This window comes from Variovorax sp. Soil_C_12, assembly GCF_057657375.1.
This window is the reverse complement of sequence record NZ_JBDGIO010000004.1, coordinates 455,923-474,765: the sequence shown is the minus strand read 5'-3', so window position 1 is coordinate 474,765 and position 18,843 is coordinate 455,923. Positions and strand designations below refer to the sequence as shown.

Sequence of the window (18,843 nt, the reverse complement as noted above, 5' to 3'; positions counted from 1 at the left end):
GAGGGCCCAATCTAGGCGCCAAGCGCAGCTGGGCTGGTGGCACAGCGAGCATTGGCAACGACGAGTGGGCCCTCTCTGGGGCCTCACCCGAAGGGCCGGGGCGGGGGTGATTTGTATGTCAACAGACCCCAATCACCCGGAGTTCATCGCCATGCAAGCCTCCCTGAAGTTCCTCGCCGTCACCACCCTGAGCGCCCTCGCGGGCCTGGCCTCGGTGGCCGCCCAGGCCGAAAGCTACGACGGCGTGCTCACGCACGCTTCGGCCCTGAGCCGCGCCGACATGGACGCGGAAGCCGTCCGCACCGCCTCCGCCCCCAACCAGAACGTGGTGCGCGGCTCGCGCGGCGCGGAGCCCTTCAAGGCGGTCGCCGATTCGAAGGCCGTGGCGCAGGAAGCCATGCGCGCGGCCGCGGCGCCGGACCAGAACGTGTCCTCCGGTTCGCGCGTGAACAGCAAGGTCATCTCGACCATGCCGCATCCGATGGATGTGCGCACCTCCAACGCCAACGGCGGCAGCCGGCTCTGATCCGCCGCCAGCCCGGCGCGGGTCCACAAATCCCCGCCGGGCCGGCAAGCCGCCTGTGCCTTCGCCCCGTCTTCCCCGCGCGCGCCGTGCTGCGGCCGCGCTGTTCCTCATCCTCATCGCCACCATGACCACGCTTGGACTGAGCGCCTGCGGCAATGCCGCCGGCCGTGCCGATTCGCCGCAGTTCCGCGACGGCGGCTTCCGCAATCCCGTGACGCCGAAGACGGTCGGCTGGCGCGAGGCGCCCCGCGTCGTCTGGCGCATGCTGTTCGACAAGCCGGCCGAGGCCGCGCCCGCCGCGCCGCTGCCGGTGGCCCGCCTCACGCGCGAGCAACTGCTGGCCGCGCCCGACCGGACCGTGGTGCGCCTCGGCCACTCGACGGTGCTGATGAAGCTCAAGGGCGCCTTCTGGCTGACCGACCCGGTGTTCTCCGAGCGCGCCTCGCCCGTGCAATGGGCCGGGCCGAAGCGCTTTCACCCGCCGCCGATCACGATCGACGAGCTGCCGCCGATCGAGGGCGTGCTGCTCTCGCACGACCACTACGACCATCTCGACAAAGCCGCGATCGCGCAGCTGGCGGGCCGGGTCGGGCATTTCGTGGCGCCGCTGGGCGTGGGCGATCTGCTGGTCGAATGGGGCGTCGACCCGGCCAAGGTGCGGCAGCTGGACTGGTGGCAATCCACCACGGTGGAGGGCGTTCGCTTCGTCGCCACGCCGGCGCAGCATTTCTCGGGCCGCGGCCTGTTCAGCGACAACCCCACGCTGTGGGCCTCGTGGGTGGTCCAGGCGGACGACTTCAGGCTCTTCTTCAGCGGCGACACCGGCTACTTCGACGGCTTCAAGGCCATCGGCGAAAGGTACGGGCCCTTCGACCTCACGCTGATCGAGTGCGGCGCCTACGACCGCCAGTGGTCCGGCGTGCACATGCAGCCCGAGGAAACGCTGCAGGCCCACCTGGACTTGCGCGGCAAGCGCCTGATGCCGGTACACAACGGCACCTTCGACCTGGCGCTGCACGACTGGCACGACCCGCTGACGCGCATCGCCGCGCTGGCCTCGGCGCGCGAGGTCCCGGTGGTGACGCCGCGCATCGGCGAGCCGGTCGACATGAATGCGCCGCCGCTCGTCACGACGGCCTGGTGGCCTGTGGCCGATTGAGGAGGAACGCAGATGTCGCAAGCGGCTTGGGATCGCAGCACCATCGGCGGCGCCGGACCCGGCGCCGCCCACCGCCGCATGCTCGGCGCTGCAGCCGTCGCGCTGGCCGCGGGTTTTGCCAGCGGCGCCATGGTGGCGCAGCCCCAAGCGGCTGCGCCGGCATCGGCGGCGTGCCGGGCAGGGGACGCATGGCATGCATGGCACGACCCCGAGAGATCGCCGCCTTCGCGCGGCGCTGTGGTCAGGCTGCCCTAAGTCCGGCTTCCTAGAGTGGCACGAGCGGCTTCTGCCGTGGCGCATGTCGCGCCTGCGGCGAGATCCCGCCCTTTGTCGCGGAGACAACCATGCCTGCATCCACCCGCTTCCTGCCGCTCTTCGCCGCCATCGCGTTCGCCGCGCTCGGCGCCCAGGCGCAGGAGACCACCGACGGCTCCGACTACCACCCGCTCATGATGAATTCGCCCGTCAACCCCGACGTGCAGGCCGGCGCCATGGCGGCCGCCCGTCCGGCCGGCACCGAGTCCATCGGGCAGTCGACCAGCGCGCCGGCGATGGCCTCCAAGGTGTCCGACACCGATGTCTATGCAGGCGCGGTCGCCGCCTCGCATGCGAGCGGCACCGAACTGCCGGGGCAGACCACGGCGCCGATGCCGCCATCGGGCAACACCCACTGAGCGGGGCTCGCTAGGGCCCGTGCACCACGTAGAGCGCCGAGGGCGCCGCCGGCACTTTCAGCGTGCTCTCGCCGACCTGGGTTGAAGCGAAACTCGCGGCCGTTCAGCACCAAGCCAGCGGCAGCAGGAGCATCGCGGACAGCGCGCTTTTCATGCAGACACCCCTGGAAAACACGCTGGCGGACATACGGCACCCGGCAAATGAAGATCGCCGTGCGTCCCCTCGACGCCCGACTACCGGATATCGGCAGCAAGAGGGAAATGTTGAAGCCCCGTTCCCCGTCGAGGCGGCGATGTATCCGAAAGTAAATACGAGGCGCCGTCCCGGCGAACCAGCCCGCCGGAGGCCGCCAGGGTGGTGGGCGTCGCCGAGGCGCCGCCGGCGGAAGCGGTGTTGAAGGCCGGGTGGCGGCATTGGTGAAGCCGGTGGTGGCCGTCGCCAGGGCGCCGGCCGTCACCGGCACGGTGGGGTTGAGTTCGCAAACGACTGCCGAATGAGTACTTCCGTTAAAAACTAACGATGTATTTCATTTGCAAGCGTCGCGCGCTTGCGACGTTCAGACGGCTTGCTCGCGGGGCGGCGCATTCGAGCGCCCCGTGGCTCCCGCTGGCGCGCTCTTGTAAAGTTCTCGGTTCGCCCAAGGCGACGCCTTTCACCTGTTTCTTACCGAGTCATGACGCTTTCCAAGACCAAACTCCCCTTCCAGGCCGAAGTCGCCCAGCTGCTTCACCTGGTCACGCACTCCCTCTACTCCAACAAGGAAATCTTCCTGCGCGAGCTGATCTCGAACGCCTCCGACGCCTGCGACAAGCTGCGCTTCGAGGCCATCGACCAGCCGGCGCTCTACGAGGACCAGCCCACGCTGGAAGTGCGCGTGTCCTTCGACCCGGCCGCCAAGACCCTCACCATCGCCGACAACGGCATCGGCCTGTCGCAGCAGGAAGCCATCGACAACCTGGGCACGATCGCCAAGAGCGGCACCAAGGAGTTCATGAGCAAGCTCTCGGGCGACCAGAAGGCCGACGCGCAGCTGATCGGCCAGTTCGGCGTGGGCTTCTATTCGGGCTTCATCGTGGCCGACAAGATCACCGTCGAGTCGCGCCGCGCCGGCCTGCCGGCGGAAGAAGGCGTGCGCTGGGTCAGCGCCGGTGCCGGCGACTTCGAGGTCGACACCATCGCCCGGCCGCAGCGCGGCACCAGCGTCACGCTGCACCTGCGCGACGACGCCGAGGAGTACCTGAACCTCTGGAAACTCAAGTCCATCATTTCGAAGTACTCCGACCACATCTCCCTGCCCATCCTCATGGAGAAGGAAGAGTGGAAGGAAGGCGAGGACAACAAGGGCGGCCAGATGGTCAAGACCGGCGAGTGGGAGCCGGTCAACCAGGCCAACGCGCTGTGGAGCCGGCCCAAGAAGGACATCACCGACGAGCAGTACGCGGAGTTCTACAAGAACATCAGCCACGACTTCGAGGCGCCGCTGGCCTGGAGCCACAACCGCGTCGAGGGCAACACCGAGTACACCCAGCTGCTCTACATCCCGGCGAAGGCGCCGATGGACCTGTGGAACCGCGAGAAGAGTGCGGGCGTCAAGCTCTACGTCAAGCGCGTCTTCATCATGGACGATGCCGAGGCGCTGCTGCCGACCTACCTGCGCTTCGTCAAGGGCGTGATCGACTCGGCCGACCTGCCGCTCAACGTGAGCCGCGAGCTGCTGCAGGAAAGCCGCGACGTGAAGGCGATCCGCGAGGGCAGCACCAAGCGCGTGCTCGGCATGCTGGAAGACCTGGCGAAGAAGCAGCGCAAGACCACCACCAGCAGCGGCGATGATGGCAAGCTCGACATCGGCTCCGGCGAATCGGTGCCCGCGCCCAACCCGGCCGATGGCGTGACCGACGTGGTCGACAAGAACGCCGACACCACCCTGGCCGCCGAGGCCGCGGCCGAGTACGGCGACGAATCGGGCAAGTACGCCAAGTTCTATGCCGAGTTCGGCGCCGTGCTGAAGGAAGGCCTGGGCGAGGACTTCGGCAACCGCGAGCGCATCGCCAAGCTGCTGCGCTTTGCCTCCAGCACCAGCGACACGGTGAGCGTGGGCTTCGCCGACTACAAGGCGCGCATGAAGGAAGGCCAGGAGGCGATCTACTACATCACGGCCGAAACCCCGGCCGCCGCCCGGAACAGCCCGCAGCTCGAGATCTTCAGGAAGAAGGGCATCGAGGTGCTGCTGATGACCGACCGCGTCGACGAGTGGGCGCTCAATTACCTGACCGAGTTCGACGGCACGCCGCTGCAGAGCGTGGCCAAGGGCGCAGTCGACCTGGGCAAGCTGCAGGACGAGGCCGAGAAGAAGGCGGCCGAGGAAGCCGCCGAGTCCTTCAAGCCCATGCTGGAGCGGCTCAAGGAAGCCCTCAAGGACAAGGCCGAGGATGTGCGCGTCACCACCCGCCTGGTCGATTCCCCGGCCTGCCTGGTGGTGCAGGACGGTGGCATGAGCACCCAGCTCGCGCGCATGCTCAAGCAGGCCGGCCAGCCGGCGCCGGAAGTCAAGCCGGTGCTGGAGGTGAATGCCGAGCACCCGCTGGTGAAAAAGCTGGAGGGCTCGCCGCACTTCGAGGACCTGGCGAACATCCTGTTCGACCAGGCCTTGCTCGCCGAGGGCGGCCTGCCGGCCGACCCCGCCGCCTATGTGCGGCGAGTGAACGCACTGCTGGTCTAGGCGGGGACCCGAGGCCGCGCCGCCGGCCGGCCCGAATCCCGCACGGGGGCGATCCATGAACGCCGAGCCTTGTGTCGTCGATCTCTCGGGCTTCGACCTGCGAAGTCCCGGCACGGCCTTCTACGAGAACCCCTACCCCTGGTATGCGGCGCTGCGCGACGCGACGCCGGTGCGCCGCATGCCCGACGGCTCGCTGCTGCTCACGCGCCATGCCGATTGCGTGGCGGTCTACAAGGACACGCACGCCTTCAGCTCCGACAAGCGCGCCGAGTACGCGCCCAAGTACGGCGTCGGCAGCCCGCTCTACGAGCACCACACCACCAGCCTGGTGTTCAACGACCCGCCGCTGCACACGCGCGTGCGCGGGCTGATCGCCGGGGCGCTCACGGCGCGCGCCATCGAGTCGATGGAGGACGGGCTCACGCACCTCGTCGCGGGCCTGCTCGACCGCATGGAAGAGCGGCAGCACGCCGGCGGCGAGGTGGACCTGATCGAGGACTTCGCCGCCGCCATCCCGGTGGAGGTCATCGGCAACCTGCTGGGCGTGCCGCGCGAGGAGCGCGGGCCGCTGCGCCACTGGTCGCTCGCCATCCTCGGCGCGTTGGAACCGCAGCCCAGCGCGGCGCAGCTGGACGCCGGCAATCGCGCGGTGACGGAGATGGTGGCCTACCTGCGCGGGCTGGTGCTGGAGCGCCGCCGGCACCCCGGCGACCCGGCGCACGACGTGCTGACGCGGCTGATCCAGGGCGAGGAAGACGGCGGCGACCGGCTGACCGAGAACGAGCTCTACCAGAACTGCATCTTCATCCTCAACGCCGGGCACGAGACCACCACCAACCTGATCGGCAACGGCCTCGTCGCGCTGCTCGAATGGCCTGGAGAAAGGCAGCGGCTGCTGGACGACTCTTCGCTCATCCGCGGCGCGATCGAGGAGTTCCTGCGCTTCGAAAGCTCCAACCAGCTGGGTAATCGCATTGCCACCGTGGCGACAAGCGTGGGCGGCATCGAGGTGCAGCCCGGCACGCGGATCACGCTGTGCATCGGTGCGGCCAACCGCGATCCGGCGGTGTTTGCAGAGCCGGACCGGCTGGACATCACGCGCTCGCCCAACCGCCACCTGGCCTTCGGTTCCGGCACGCACCAGTGCGTGGGCATGAACCTCGCGCGGCTGGAAGCGCGCGTGGCCATCGCCGCTTTTCTTGCGCGCTTTCCCGACTACCGGCTGAGCGGGCCGGTGGTGCGCGGCGGGCGCGTGCGCTTTCGTGGGTACCTGAGGGTGCCGCTGAGCCTGGGGCTGCCGATCGAGTCCTAAGGCGGCCTCTGGAGATCACAGTCAGAAAATCCAGGCCAAAATTCCCGACATCAAGGACGTTCTGGTCAAAATTTCGCGACAAGAAGCGCGGTCCGCGCCTTCAGAGGGCAAGAAACCCGACGCACCGCGGCGCTGACCACGCTTCAGCCTTTCCAGGATGGTGCAGAGCTTCGTCGCAGCTCACGCGTACAGCGGCTCCTCCGCCATCGCCTCGCACTGGTCCTGCAGCATCTGGATCTGCTCCTTCCAGTAGTCGCTCGAGCCGAACCAGGGGAAGTTGATCGGGAAGATCGGATCGCGCCAGCGCCGCGCGAGCCAGGCGCTGTAGTGGATCTGGCGCAGGGTGCGCAGTGGCTCGATCAGCGCCAGCTCGCGCCGGTCGAAGGGCCGGAACTGCTCGTAGCCTTCGAGCAGGCCGCTGAGCTGGCCGGTGCGCTGGGCGCGGTCGCCCGACAGCAACATCCAGAGGTCCTGCACCGCGAAGCCGGTGCGGGTGTCGTCGAGGTCGACGAAGTGCGGGCCGCCATCGGGGCGGTCGGTGGGCGTCCACAGGATGTTGCCGGGGTGCACGTCGCCGTGCAGCCGCAGCTTCTGCAGCTCGGTGTAGGTGTCCGCGCCAAGCGCGGTGAGGGCGATCATCTCGAAGGCCTCGCTGCAGGCTTTTTCCCAGTCGCGCTGCACGTCCAGCGGGATCATCTCGTGCTCGAGCAGCCAGTCGCGCGAGGCCAGGCCGAAGCTCTGCAGGTCGAGCGCCGGGCGTTCGACGAAGGGCCGCGCCGCGCCCACCGTGTGGATGCGCGCCAGGAAGCGGCCCACCCATTCGAGCACCTCGAAGTCGTCCAGCTCCGGCTGGCGCCCGCCGCGGTAGGGGCTCACGCTGAAGGCGAAGCCGCCATGGTGGTGCAGCGTCGCGCCCTCCAGCGCGAGCGGCGCGATCGCCGGCACCTCGGCCGCGGCCAGTTCGGCCGAGAAGCGGTGCTCCTCGGCGATCTGCGTATCGCTCCAGCGGCCCGGCCGGTAGAACTTGAGCACCACCGCGCGGCCGTCCTCCAGGTGGGCCTGGTAGACGCGGTTCTCGTAGGAGTTCAGTGCCATCAGCCGGCCGTCGCCGTAGAGGCCGAATTCGGCGAGCGCGTCCAGCACCACGTCGGGCGTGAGCGATTCGTAGGGATGGGCGCCGGTGGCTTGCTCTGCGGAAGTCATCCGCCCATTGTCGCTACCTGGAGAGTGACAGGATATGTCCGACGCGCGGATCGCCCCGGCCCGACAGCACCTGCGCATAGGCGGCCTGCACCGCCTCGGCGCCGTCGTGGTGCTCGGCCGTGAGCCAGGGCGTCGCGGGCTGCGCCACCTTCGCGAGAAAGCCCTGCCAGGCCTGCACCATGCGCTGGCCGAAACCCTCGGCGCCCCATTCCTCGGTGCGTTTCTTGATCTGGGCCGGCGCGAAGAAGAAAGCGGCGCGCGGCCCCGGCAGCTCCTTGGCGGTGCCGGCGGGCGCGAGCTGCTCCACGTGTGTGCCGCCGATCACGCAGTCGTGGCGCAGCTGCGAAAAGCGCGTGTGGATCGCGCGCCGCAGCTCGCCGTCGCCGGCGAAATCCACGTACACGCAGGGCACATCGGCCGCGACCTGGTCGAGCTCCTCGTAGGCCAGCACCCGGTGGTAGCAGCCCAGGCTCTGGCAGAAGGCCTTGTTGGCTGCCGAGGTCAGGCCGACCACCTCGATGCCAGGTCGCCGGTGCATCTGGAAGGCGGTGCCGTAGGCCGTCTTGCTCGAGGCGCTGGAGAGCAGGGCGATGCCCGGCCGCGCGCCGAAGAAATCGTTGTCGTCGAAGAAGTCGTCGATCAGCCAGGAGGTGATGAAGAGCGGGCGCAGCAGGGCCTGCAGGTCTTCGGTGTCGGGGGTGTAGAGGGGGTCGCGCGTGCAGCGGAAGTACTGGTTGTAGACCGGCGGCAGCCCGGCCCGGTGCGGCGTGCCGTCGGCGAAGCGTGCCGGCGAAAGCCGCTCGGGCGCCAGCACCACGCTGGAGGCCATCGGCACATAGCCGTAGAGCCGCTCGCCTACCGCCACGCCTGGATGCAGCGACTGCACGACCGAGGCGAAGCCCCAGACCGGGATGCAGCCCCAGCCTTCCTCGCCGGTCGGGAAGAACTGCCAGTAGTTCATCGACTCGCCGAAGGCGGCGTAGGTGATGTTGTTGGAGGTGAGCGCGAACTGGTCGATGCGCAGCCGGACCTGGCCCTCGGCCAGTGCTGTCTCTTCGGTCGTGCGCACACGGGTGGAAGAAAGATCGTCCTTGCGGATCAGCAGCTGGGTGGTGGTGCTCATGAAAGCCACCTTAGCGCGAAGCCGCGTCCGTTGCATGAAAAAAGCCCGGCCCCGCGTCACCTGGGTGACGCGGCGCCGGGCCGCGCGAGGCTGAGCCGCTATCAGGCGATCACGAGCTCGACCTCGATGTTGCCGCGGGTGGCGTTCGAGTACGGGCAGACCTGGTGGGCGGTCTCGACCAGCAGCTTCTTCTGCGCGTCGTCCAGGCCCGGCAGCGTGATCGCCAGCTTGACGGCGATGCCGTAGGCCTTGCCGCCGTCCGTCGGGCCGAGCGAGACGCTGGCGTCGACCGCGACGTCTTCCGGCACCTTGACGTTGATCTTCGGCGACACCGCCTTCATCGCACCGATGAAGCAGGCCGAGTAGCCGACCGCGAACAGTTGCTCGGGGTTGGTGCCGGGCTTGCCGGAGCCGGGCGGGTTGAGCTTGACCTCCAGCGCGTTGTCGCTGGATTGGCCGGCGCCGCCGTCGCGGCCGCCGGTGGTGTGGGATTGGGCGGTGTAGAGGACCTTGTCGAGCTGCTTGACCATGATGATTCCTTCAGGTTGGTAGTTGCGGGAAAAGATGCTTCGATGCCGAAGCGGTGGGGGAACGGAAAAGCTAGGCGGCCGCCTTCACGCGATCGCGCAGTTGCTGGAGCTGCTGGGTGAGCGCCACCAGCTCTTCGATCGAGCACTGGCTGGCGGCCATCAGGCAGGCCGGCACGGCAGCCGCGCGCGCCTTGAGTCGGCGCCCGGCGGCCGTGAGGCTGATGTGCACGCGGCGCTCGTCGGCCACGTCGCGGATGCGTGCCACCAGGCCGTTGGCCTCGAGGCGCTTGAGCAGCGGCGTCAGCGTGCCCGAGTCGAGCGACAGGCGCTCGCCCAGCTCCGACACCATGAGGCCGTCACGCTCCCATAACACCAGCATCACAAGATACTGGGGGTAGGTGAGGTGGAGCTTGTCGAGCAGCGGCTTGTACAGCTTGGTCATGGCCAGCGAGGCGGAATAGACCGCGAAGCAGAGCTGGTTGTCGAGCTGGAGCATCTCGTCGGCGGTGGGGGCTTTGGAGGGCATGAGCTGAATTGTAGTACTCAATTAAGTTGCGTGCAAGTTAATTGTTTGCTTCTGACTCCGATCTCTGTCTTGTCCCCTCTCCCTCCGGGAGAGGGCTAGGGTGAGGGCACCGGACGCATCCATCGGCGCGCCCATTCGACCGCCCGGTGCCCCCACCCCAGCCCTCCGCCGGAAGGGGAGGGAGCAAGTCATCAGCAGCCGCTGAAGCGCGCGGGCCTTTTCTCGACGAACGAGCGCACCCCTTCCGCCGCATCCTCGCTGTTCGCCAGCCGCTGCTGCACCGGAATGAAATCCTGCACCGCCGCCAGCGGGCCCTGCTCGATCGCCTTCATCACATTGAGCCGCGTCGCCACCACCGCCAGCGGCGCCTGGGCGGCAATGCGCTGCGCGATGCGCAGTGCTTCGTCCAGCTCCTGGCCCGCAGGCACCACCCGCTGCACGAAGTTCAGGCGATAGGCCTCGGCGCTGTCGAATTCGTCCGCCGTCAGCAGGTGCAGCATCGCATTGCCCAGCCCCGCGCGCTCGGCCATGCGCAGCGTGGCGCCGCCGGTGGCCATGATGCCGCGCTGCACCTCCATCTGCGAGAAGCGGCAGTTGTCCGCCGCCACCACGATGTCGGCGCCCAGCATCAGCTCGATGCCCACCGTGAAGCAGATGCCCTTGACCGCGACCACCATCGGCTTCGTGCGGCGGCGGTAGTTGGGCAGCCCGAAGTCATGCGGCTCCACCAGGCCCTCGGGGGTCGCCTTCTCGCCGCGCTTCATGAATTCGGCCACCGCGGGCAGATCGAGGCCCGCCGTGAAGTGATCGCCGAAGGCATGCAGCACGCCCACGCGCAGCGCGGGATCGTCGTCCAGCCGCGTGTAGGCCTCGGCCAGCTCGCGGAACATCTTGGGCGTCCAGCCGTTGCGCTTGGCGGGGCGGTTGATGCCGATCAGCAGCACATGGCCGAGCACCTGGGTGTCGATGCAGCCTTCGGGTGGGGGCGTGGTGGGAATGGCGGTCATGGTGCCTCCGCGTTCAGTAGGTGTACACCCCGCGCCCGGTCTTGCGGCCCAGCTGGCCCGCGGCCACCATCTCCTTCAGCAGCGGGCACGGCCGGTACTTGGAATCGCCGAACTGCTCCAGGTAGACCTCCATCACCGCCAGGCACACGTCCAGGCCGATCATGTCCGCCAGCGCCAGCGGCCCGATCGGTTGGTTGCAGCCCAGCTTCATGCCCGCATCGATGTCCTCGGCCGTGGCCAGCCCCTCGGCCAGCACGAAGAAGGCCTCGTTGATCATCGGCACCAGGATGCGGTTGACCACGAAGCCCGGCGCGTTCTTCACCGTGATCGGCGACTTGCCCAGCGCCACGGCCAACGCCTTCACCGCGTCGTGCGTGGCGTCGCTGGTCAGGTAACCGCGGATGATCTCCACCAGCGCCATCATCGGCACCGGGTTGAAGAAGTGCATGCCGATGAAGCGGTCCGGCCGCGAGGTGGCGGCGGCCAGCTGGGTGATCGAGATCGAGGAGGTGTTGGAGGCGATGATCGCCTCGGGCGCCAGCATGGCGTCGATCTGCTTGAGGATCTTGAGCTTGAGCTCGTGGTTCTCGGTCGCGGCCTCGATCACCAGCTGGGCGGCCTTCAGCTCCTCGTAGTTCGTCGAGCCCTTGATCAGCGCCAGGGCCGCGTCCTTCTGCTCGGCCGTCAGCTTGTCTTTCTTGATCAGCCGGTCGAGGCTGCCCGCCACCGTGGCCAGGCCCTTGTCGACCGCGGCCTGCGCGATGTCGACCATGACGACGTTGACGCCCGCGACGGCGCAGGCCTGGGCGATGCCGTTGCCCATCGTGCCGGCTCCGATGATGCCGACGGTCTGGATAGCCATGTGAAATGCTCCTTCAACTGAAAGCTGCGATTGTGGAACAGCGCGCGCGCCGCACCTGTTGCTACCGGTGACAGCCGCGGTGATTTAAAGTGCCGGGCTTCCCCCTCTTCACCGCGATCACCTCCCATGACCACCCTCGGCACGCCCCTGTCCCCCACCGCCACCCGCGTGATGCTGCTCGGCTCCGGCGAGCTCGGTAAGGAGGTGCTGATCGCCCTGCAGCGCCTGGGCGTGGAGACCATTGCGGTCGACCGCTACGAGAACGCCCCCGGCCACCAGGTGGCGCACCACGCGCGCACCATCGCGATGAGCGATCCCGAGCAGCTCAAGGCGTTGATCGAGGCCGAGAAGCCCCACTTGGTGGTGCCCGAGATCGAGGCCATCGCCACGCCCATGTTGCAGCAGCTGGAGGAGGCCGGCACGGTGCGCGTGATCCCGACCGCGCGCGCCGCCCGCCTCACCATGGACCGCGAAGGCATCCGCCGCCTCGCGGCCGAGACGTTGGGCCTGCCCACCAGCCCCTACCAGTTCTGCGACTCGCTGGCCGAGCTGCAGGCCGCGATCGACGGCGGCATCGGCTACCCCTGCATCGTCAAGCCGGTGATGAGCAGCTCCGGCAAGGGCCAGAGCAAGATCGACGGCCCGGCCGATGTGCAGAAGGCCTGGGACTACGCGATGGCCGGCGGCCGCGTGAGCCACGGCCGCGTGATCGTCGAGGGCTTCATCGACTTCGACTACGAGATCACGCTGCTGACCGTGCGCGCCCTCGCTGCCGACGCCACGGTGCAGACGCAGTTCTGCGAACCCATCGGCCACGTGCAGGTCAGCGGCGACTATGTCGAGAGCTGGCAGCCGCACCCGATGTCGCCCGCCGCTTTGGAGAAAGCCCAGCGCATCGCCCAGGCCGTGACGGCCGACCTCGGCGGCCAGGGCCTGTTCGGCGTCGAGCTCTTCGTCAAGGGCGAGCAGGTCTGGTTCAGCGAGGTGAGTCCGCGGCCGCACGACACCGGCATGGTGACCATGACCACGCAGTGGCAGAACGAGTTCGAGCTGCACGCCCGCGCCATCCTCGGCCTGCCGGTGGACACCACGCTCAAGAGCCCGGGCGCCAGCGCCGTGATCTATGGCGGCGCGGACGCCCAGGGCATCGTCTTCGAGGGCGTCGACCATGCGTTGCAGGTGCCCGGCAGCGAGCTGCGCCTGTTCGGCAAGCCCGAAAGCTTCGTCAAGCGGCGCATGGGCGTGGCCCTGGCGCGTGCCGGCGACATCGAGACCGCGCGCCGCAACGCCAAGGAAGCCGCCTCGCGCGTCAAGCCGCGCGCTGCCTGAATTCCCGCCAAAGGAGTCCCGCCATGCTGCACCCCCAGGCCCAGGCCTTCATCGATCTGCTCATCGAGCGCAAGGTGCCGCCCACCCACACGCTGACGCCGGCCGATGCGCGCAAGTTCTACCGCGAGCGCCGCGCCGTCACGCAGCCCGAGCCGGGCGAGGTGGCCGAAGTGCGCGAGCTGAATGCGCCGGGCCCGCATGGCGCGATCCCCTTGCGCTACTACCGCCCGCTCGGCAGCGCGAGCGATGCCGTGTTGCCGGTGCTGGTCTATTACCACGGCGGCGGCTGGACCATCGGCGATCTCGACACGCACGACACGCTGTGCCGCGAGCTCTGCAATCTCTCGGGCTGCGCGCTGGTGGCGGTCGATTACCGCATGGGGCCTGAGCACCGCTTCCCCGCCGCGGTGGACGATGCGCTGGCCGCTACGCGCTGGGTACACGATCAAGCGTTGGCGCTCGGCGTCGATGCCAGCCGCCTCGCCGTCGGCGGCGACAGCGCCGGAGGCAACCTCGCGGCCGTGGTCGCGATCGCGGCGCGCGATGCCGGCGACCTGCCCATCGCTTTCCAGCTGCTGATCTATCCCGCCACCGACATGCGCCGCGGGCACGCTTCGCACACCACCAATGGCCAGGGCTATGTGCTGACCAGCGACAGCATCCGCTACTTCCACGATCACTACATCGCCGATCCGGCGCACGACCTCGACTGGCGCGCCTCGCCGCTGCTGCACCCCGACCTCTCGCGCCTGCCGCCGGCTCTGGTGCTGACGGCCGGCTACGACCCCTTGCGCGACGAAGGGCTGGACTATGCGCGCGCCCTGACCGCGGCCGGCAATCGCGCGGCGTACGTCTGCTTCGAGCGGCAGATCCACGGCTTCATCACCATGGGCCGGCTGATCGATGAGGCGAATGCGGCGGTGTCGATGTGTGCGGCCGAAGTACGGCGCGCGCTCGGAAGCGGAGCTGCGCGCTGAGCGGGCGGGGCGTGGACCCCGACCGCGTGGAACGGTTCACGCACTGGCGTCACCAATGAAAGGGTCTCGCGAGGTCCGCGGGGACGTTCTCATTGATCCGTCAGGAATGCATCTTGGACATTTTTTCTTCCCTTCTGAAGGGCGCTCCGCCTGCGGGATCGAATACAACTTCAGCCTATCCTCCATCGACAGAACTCGGCAACTGGAAGCTCGGGCTCCTCTCGAAGTTCGAGACCGCCCATCACGGGAGGCCTTCTGAGTTCAACGCGTGAATGGGAAACCTTGATCGAGTCAAGTGAGAGCGGCATTCCCGTCGAGGCGCTGAAGCTGTCGAACATGCACTTCGACGCTTCCAGCGGAGCCATGCTGTTCCAGGTGCTGGGGCGAATGCCTGAGCTGAACGACCGCTTGAGTTCCCTGAAGTTGGAGATATCGCTGTGCAACTCGCCGGAGCAATTCGAGTGTTATGTGCGGTTCCTGCGCGGCAATAGGTCACTCACCAAACTGGACCTTAGCGGTTGTGATCTAGGAATTCGCAACTGCAACTCGTTGCTGAAAGCGCTGCGGAACAAGCCCGCGCAACAGAGAGATTTTCACGACTTCCGCCATGAAGAGCGGCATGCGCGCGTGGGCCCTGGGATGCGCAAAGCTTTCATTTCCGAACGAACTTGCCATGCACATCTTCGAGCAGGGGTTGACCCGACGCGACGCCCTGAATCTGGCTTCAGTCAACCGTAAGGCGTGGGGTTTGCGCCAACAACTCTTTCGAACAATCGACTCTTCAAAGTGATGCCCGCAGAGGGCGACCGACCAACTCAGCCCGCTGCTTTCCAAGAAAGCCACGTTGGGCTCATGCGCGCGAGGTGGCCGGTCCTTGGTGGCGATCAGCGCGCGGCGTTTGACACTTGCACAGGTATTGCACATACCTATGATTGCAGTCAAGGAAAGCAAATGAGAGGTTTTGAATTATGGCAATCCTGACTGTCAGGAACGTGCCGGATGACGTGCATCGTGCTTTGCGCGTGCGGGCGGCCCAGCACGGCCGCAGCACGGAAGCGGAGGTGCGCGAGATTCTGGCGGCCGTGGTCAAGCCGGAGAAGCGCGTGCGTATGGGTGAAGCGCTGGCCGCCGTCGGCCGCAAGATCGGGTTGACCAATGAAGATCTCGTCGTCTTCGAGAGCGTGCGCGACAAGACGCCGGCCAAACCGTTGAGCTTCGACTGAATGATCGTTCTGGATACCAACGTCGTGTCCGAGGCAATGAAGCCCCAGCCAGACGCGGCCGTGAGGGCCTGGCTGAACGACCAGGCGGCGGAAACCTTGTACCTGTCCAGCGTTACGCTGGCCGAGTTGCTGTTTGACATCCGGGCGTCGTGGCATCACGCGACACGTCGCCCTATGAAGCGGCCGGCGTGACCGTCATCAACCCTTGGAAGGACACGTAAGGCCACCCATAAGGGCCGAGAACAGAACCACCGAAGCCAAGATCAGGGTGGGGAGCGACCGACCAACTCAGCCCACTGCTTTCCAAGTGAGCCATCCGAGTGCCGCAGCGCAGGCCAGCGCGACGAGAAGTCCCAGCGTGTAGCTGGGTCCTTCGGGCACTGATGGCCTCGCGGCGGCGGGCTGGCGTGCTGCGGTCGGCATCGCCGCCGCTTTGGCGAAGGGGTTGAAGACGGCGCCGCCGAGGCTCGATGCCTGGGCGGCCGTCGCTGTCGCATCACCGCCCGGCGACGGGACTGCGTCGCCGGGCGCTTGCCCGATGGCCTGCGGCGAGCCGGGCAACCCGCCCTCGGCGCAGGCAAGCTGCGCCAGCGCACAAGCCGTCAGCAAAATGCCCAGGAGCCGGACAACACGCGCCGCGCGCATCATCAATCGTTGTTCCTCTCGCACCGCCGCGCATTGACCAGGCAGCGCGCGTAGTCCGGATCGTGCTTCAGCAGGAACATCGCCCGCGCCGCGACCGCGGTGTCCGCGAAGTCGCTGAACAGCCCGTCCACGCCCGCCTCGTAGAACGCGAGGTACTCGTTGACCGGGTTCCCCTCGAAGCTGCCCGTCAGCCGCTTCTGCTCGCTGCGGAAGGTGTAGGGATGCACCAGGAGCCCCAGCTTGTGCGCGTTGGCAATCACGTTGGTTGGCGGCAGCAGCACGCGGTCGCGCTCGTCGACCACGCCGTCGCCCGTCACGTCGACGCAGGCACCGTTCTGCACCGACTTGCAGGCGCTGGGGATCAGGTACGGCTTCCAGGGGCCGATGCCGTCCGCATAGCCCTTCACCTCCTGCAGGCCGCGCGGCGTCAGCAGGTCCGCGAACAGGCCGTCGCGGTTCGACACCACCCAGTCGTAGGGCTTGTCATAGGGCTTGGTGAAGTCGAGCGAGCCGTCGGGCTTGACGTCGTTGGCGTCCACCAGCTGGATCAGGCGCACGCTGGTCTTGGTGCGCAGGTAGCGCAGGTTGGCCGTCTCGAAGGACTGGATGAAGACCGGCGCATTGCGATGGTTCCAGCCGGCCCTGCTGAGCACGCCCAGCAGCCGGTCTTCCAGCGGCAGGCCGATGCTCTGGTGGTAGGTCGGGTGCTTGGTCTCGGGATAGATGCCGATGCGGCGGTCCTCCTCGCGCGACTTGCGCTTGGCCAGCTCGATCACCTCGGCCAGCGTCGGGATCTGGAACTTGCCGTTGAAGGACTGGTCGCGCTCCGGGAAGGACTGCACGGCGCGCAGCTGCTTGATCTCGGCCAGCGTGAAGTCGCTGGCGAAGAAGCCCTCGGTGGGAACGCCGTCGAGCATCACCGTCTTCCGGCGGTCGGCGAACTGCGGCAGGCTCTTGACGTTCGTGGTGTCGATCAGGTTGGGCTCATGGCGCGCGATCAGGTGGCCGTCCTTGGTGGCGACCAGGTCGGGCTCGATGTAGTCGGCACCCAGCTCGATGCCGAGGGCATAGGCTTCCAGCGTGTGCTCGGGCAGGTAGCCGTTGGCGCCGCCGCGATGGCCGATGACCAAGGGCGCGTTGTCGGCGCGCCGGCGGGCGCCCTCGTCGTGCGCGGCGGCAGGCGCGGCGGCCGTCAGCAGCAGACCCAGGGCCAGCAGGGTGGAACAGAGGCTCTTCGGGCGATTCATTAAAAGGTTCTCCTCGTGATGTGGCGGATGGACGGTATGCGGGCTTCGTGACAACTGAGTGAAGCGAACTGCGAGCGGAGGCGCGATTCAGCCAGACCGCGGGAGCGTCACGCAGGCCCGGGTATTCCCGGTGGCACGGAACGATTGATGGACTCGTGTCACCCACGAGGTTCCCGCGATGCATGCGGAAACGCTTTCAACAATCCCTCCGGAATACACATCGTGAACTCTGTTTCTGCCTTTTCTGTCAACGAAGCCCAGTCTGCGCAAGGCGTCCCCGCTTCGGTCGTCACTCCAGCGACGAAGTCCGATGAGTGGAAGGCCGAGCTCAAGTCGAAATTGACGACCACTCTGCATGGCAGGACCCGCGCCTTCGACAACCTGATCGACCAATACGTGCGGAGCAGGCCCGCCGAAGGCAGAAAGCCGGACTTGAGCCGTCTGATCCGGGGGTGCATGGCATATAGGGAACGGTTGGTGCTGGAGGACATCCTGACGCTTGGGGCCGTGACGAGTGTGTGCATCGAGGGTCCGCTCGACGGGTTGGGATTGAAGACCTTGATCGAGGCCATACCGGACGGTTTCTCTCTCCAGACGTTGAAGCTGTCGATGATGCGCCTCGATGCTTCCCTGGTCGAACTGCTGTTCGAGGCGCTGCGCCGGATGCCGAAGCTGCAGAAGCTGGTCCTCTACATGGTCGGGGTCGAAGGGGCCTTCCCCTCCGAGCGGTCGAACGGGCCCGCCTTCGAAGCGCTCGAAACCGTGATTGCCCTTACCAGTTCCGACCCCGAACTGGACGTCTGTCCGCTGCTGCTTCAGCTCCTGGGAGCCTGCCGGCTCCGAAGTCTGAGCATCCAGGACTATGGGGCCATCACCGCCGACCGGCATGCCATTCTGGCCGAGGCCCTCGGCCGTCAAACTCTGCTGAATTCCCTGAAGCTCGTTGGCGAGAAGCCGTGCAGCACGCCGAAGCAGCTCGATTGCTATATGCCATTCCTTTGCGGTCAGGCGCCGTTCACGGCGCTGCATCTGGACGGTTGGGAGCTTGAAACAAGCGACTTCAACCGTCTGCTCGCAGCGCTGCGGGACAAGCCCACCTTGACGAGTCTTTCCCTGTGCCATCTCACGTTTCTGAAAGGGGCGGGATCCGAGTCTGTTCAGATCTCGTCCCTGGCAGGCATGCGCAACCTTCTGGATCTGGATCTCGGCTGGAACCCTTTTGAAGACGACACGTTGATGCAGTTGCTCGATGCACTCAAGAAGGAGCAGACGTGCCTCATGTTTCTGGGCCTGAACGGGAATTCGATCGGCTCGAAAACCATGGCCGCGACGGCATCCCTGCTGAATGCGAACAGGACGCTCCGGAAGCTCTCTTTTCAGCGCGCCGTCCTGCCGGGTCGCGAAGGCTGGAGCGCCGATGCGCTGGAGAAGTTGGCCCAGGCGTTCGAAGTCAACACGTCGTTGCAGCGCTTTCGTGTCCGCTGGTCCGACATCCCAGACGCCTACCACCGGCGCCTGGAGGGCGCTCTCAAGCGCAACCGCGATTCTTTCGTCGTGAATGGCATGTGGGGAGCGTTGAACTCGCTGCGCCCCGGCTTCCCGAAGGACGCCGCCAGGCACATCCTCGAACAGGGGCTCACTCAACCCGACGCCATGAGCATGTCCTCGGTCAACGTTGCGGCCTGGGACGCCCGCCGCTGAGCAGATGGCCCTTCGAAGTGACGCGGCGCGCGGCCTGCCGAAGCCTGTTAGCGCGCCGTCAACTCGGCGACCAGATGCC

The 18,843-nt window shown here is 67.2% G+C and carries 19 protein-coding genes and 1 pseudogene; 12 read left to right on the top strand and 8 right to left on the bottom strand.

Features of this window, described 5'->3' with window-relative positions; all coding sequences use genetic code 11:
* The first annotated feature begins 151 nt into the window (after window positions 1–151).
* The 6 genes from AC3A6X_RS14510 to AC3A6X_RS14485 all read left to right on the top strand — a co-directional run bounded on the left by AC3A6X_RS14510 (window position 152) and on the right by AC3A6X_RS14485 (window position 6,391).
* A complete protein-coding gene (locus AC3A6X_RS14510; protein ID WP_487842836.1) occupies window positions 152–526 on the top strand; it encodes a DUF4148 domain-containing protein in 375 nt (124 codons plus the stop codon).
* A 124-nt stretch (window positions 527–650) separates the two neighbouring features.
* Window positions 651–1,685: an MBL fold metallo-hydrolase gene (locus tag AC3A6X_RS14505; RefSeq protein WP_487842878.1), complete on the top strand. Its 1,035-nt coding sequence runs from the start codon at window positions 651–653 to the stop codon at window positions 1,683–1,685.
* 12 nt (window positions 1,686–1,697) lie between these two features.
* Window positions 1,698–1,940 (top strand): hypothetical protein, encoded by a 243-nt coding sequence (locus AC3A6X_RS14500; RefSeq protein ID WP_487842835.1) that lies wholly within the window; start codon window positions 1,698–1,700, stop codon window positions 1,938–1,940.
* A gap of 89 nt (window positions 1,941–2,029) precedes the next feature.
* Complete coding sequence (locus AC3A6X_RS14495) at window positions 2,030–2,359, top strand: hypothetical protein (RefSeq protein ID WP_309966683.1); 330 nt, start codon at window positions 2,030–2,032, stop codon at window positions 2,357–2,359.
* A gap of 674 nt (window positions 2,360–3,033) precedes the next feature.
* Complete coding sequence (gene htpG / locus AC3A6X_RS14490) at window positions 3,034–5,079, top strand: molecular chaperone HtpG (RefSeq protein WP_487842834.1); 2,046 nt, start codon at window positions 3,034–3,036, stop codon at window positions 5,077–5,079.
* 55 nt (window positions 5,080–5,134) lie between these two features.
* Entirely contained in the window at window positions 5,135–6,391 is a 1,257-nt protein-coding gene (locus AC3A6X_RS14485) for a cytochrome P450 (protein ID WP_487842833.1), read from the top strand.
* Between the two features lie 180 nt (window positions 6,392–6,571).
* Here AC3A6X_RS14485 and AC3A6X_RS14480 read toward each other — a convergent pair whose 3' ends face one another.
* The 6 genes from AC3A6X_RS14480 to AC3A6X_RS14455 all read right to left on the bottom strand — a co-directional run bounded on the left by AC3A6X_RS14480 (window position 6,572) and on the right by AC3A6X_RS14455 (window position 11,642).
* Window positions 6,572–7,594 carry a serine/threonine protein kinase gene (locus AC3A6X_RS14480; protein ID WP_487842832.1) on the bottom strand — a complete coding sequence of 341 codons (1,023 nt, stop codon included), beginning with the start codon at window positions 7,592–7,594 and terminating at the stop codon, window positions 6,572–6,574.
* 13 nt (window positions 7,595–7,607) lie between these two features.
* Window positions 7,608–8,717, bottom strand: coding sequence for a DUF2855 family protein (locus AC3A6X_RS14475; protein WP_487842831.1), 1,110 nt, complete (start codon window positions 8,715–8,717; stop codon window positions 7,608–7,610).
* Window positions 8,718–8,818: 101 nt separating this feature from the next.
* Complete coding sequence (locus AC3A6X_RS14470) at window positions 8,819–9,247, bottom strand: organic hydroperoxide resistance protein (RefSeq protein ID WP_487842830.1); 429 nt, start codon at window positions 9,245–9,247, stop codon at window positions 8,819–8,821.
* 70 nt (window positions 9,248–9,317) lie between these two features.
* Window positions 9,318–9,773, bottom strand: a complete 456-nt coding sequence (locus AC3A6X_RS14465) for a MarR family winged helix-turn-helix transcriptional regulator (protein ID WP_487842829.1) — start codon at window positions 9,771–9,773, stop codon at window positions 9,318–9,320.
* Window positions 9,774–9,964: 191 nt separating this feature from the next.
* Window positions 9,965–10,780, bottom strand: a complete 816-nt coding sequence (locus AC3A6X_RS14460) for a crotonase/enoyl-CoA hydratase family protein (protein WP_487842828.1) — start codon at window positions 10,778–10,780, stop codon at window positions 9,965–9,967.
* Window positions 10,781–10,793: 13 nt separating this feature from the next.
* Window positions 10,794–11,642, bottom strand: a complete 849-nt coding sequence (locus tag AC3A6X_RS14455; RefSeq protein WP_487842827.1) for a 3-hydroxybutyryl-CoA dehydrogenase — start codon at window positions 11,640–11,642, stop codon at window positions 10,794–10,796.
* A 126-nt stretch (window positions 11,643–11,768) separates the two neighbouring features.
* Between AC3A6X_RS14455 and purT the strand changes: the two genes are divergently transcribed.
* The 5 genes and pseudogenes from purT to AC3A6X_RS14430 all read left to right on the top strand — a co-directional run.
* Complete coding sequence (gene purT, locus AC3A6X_RS14450) at window positions 11,769–12,971, top strand: formate-dependent phosphoribosylglycinamide formyltransferase (RefSeq protein ID WP_487842826.1); 1,203 nt, start codon at window positions 11,769–11,771, stop codon at window positions 12,969–12,971.
* A 23-nt stretch (window positions 12,972–12,994) separates the two neighbouring features.
* Entirely contained in the window at window positions 12,995–13,948 is a 954-nt protein-coding gene (locus AC3A6X_RS14445; protein WP_487842825.1) for an alpha/beta hydrolase, read from the top strand.
* Between the two features lie 282 nt (window positions 13,949–14,230).
* Entirely contained in the window at window positions 14,231–14,686 is a 456-nt protein-coding gene (locus AC3A6X_RS14440) for a hypothetical protein (protein WP_487842824.1), read from the top strand.
* A 230-nt stretch (window positions 14,687–14,916) separates the two neighbouring features.
* Window positions 14,917–15,171, top strand: a complete 255-nt coding sequence (locus tag AC3A6X_RS14435; protein ID WP_487842823.1) for a FitA-like ribbon-helix-helix domain-containing protein — start codon at window positions 14,917–14,919, stop codon at window positions 15,169–15,171.
* Window positions 15,172–15,318, top strand: a pseudogene (locus AC3A6X_RS14430) (PIN domain-containing protein); the annotation flags it as partial.
* A gap of 141 nt (window positions 15,319–15,459) precedes the next feature.
* Here AC3A6X_RS14430 and AC3A6X_RS14425 read toward each other — a convergent pair.
* Complete coding sequence (locus AC3A6X_RS14425) at window positions 15,460–15,822, bottom strand: hypothetical protein (protein WP_487842822.1); 363 nt, start codon at window positions 15,820–15,822, stop codon at window positions 15,460–15,462.
* Window positions 15,819–17,063 carry a glycerophosphodiester phosphodiesterase gene (locus AC3A6X_RS14420; protein WP_487842821.1) on the bottom strand — a complete coding sequence of 415 codons (1,245 nt, stop codon included), beginning with the start codon at window positions 17,061–17,063 and terminating at the stop codon, window positions 15,819–15,821. Before AC3A6X_RS14420 ends, AC3A6X_RS14425 begins: the two co-directional genes overlap by 4 nt.
* A gap of 222 nt (window positions 17,064–17,285) precedes the next feature.
* Between AC3A6X_RS14420 and AC3A6X_RS14415 the strand changes: the two genes are divergently transcribed.
* The gene (locus AC3A6X_RS14415) at window positions 17,286–18,764 is read left to right on the top strand and encodes a leucine-rich repeat domain-containing protein (protein ID WP_487842820.1); all 1,479 of its coding nucleotides are present in this window, start codon (window positions 17,286–17,288) and stop codon (window positions 18,762–18,764) included.
* Window positions 18,765–18,843 lie beyond the last annotated feature (79 nt).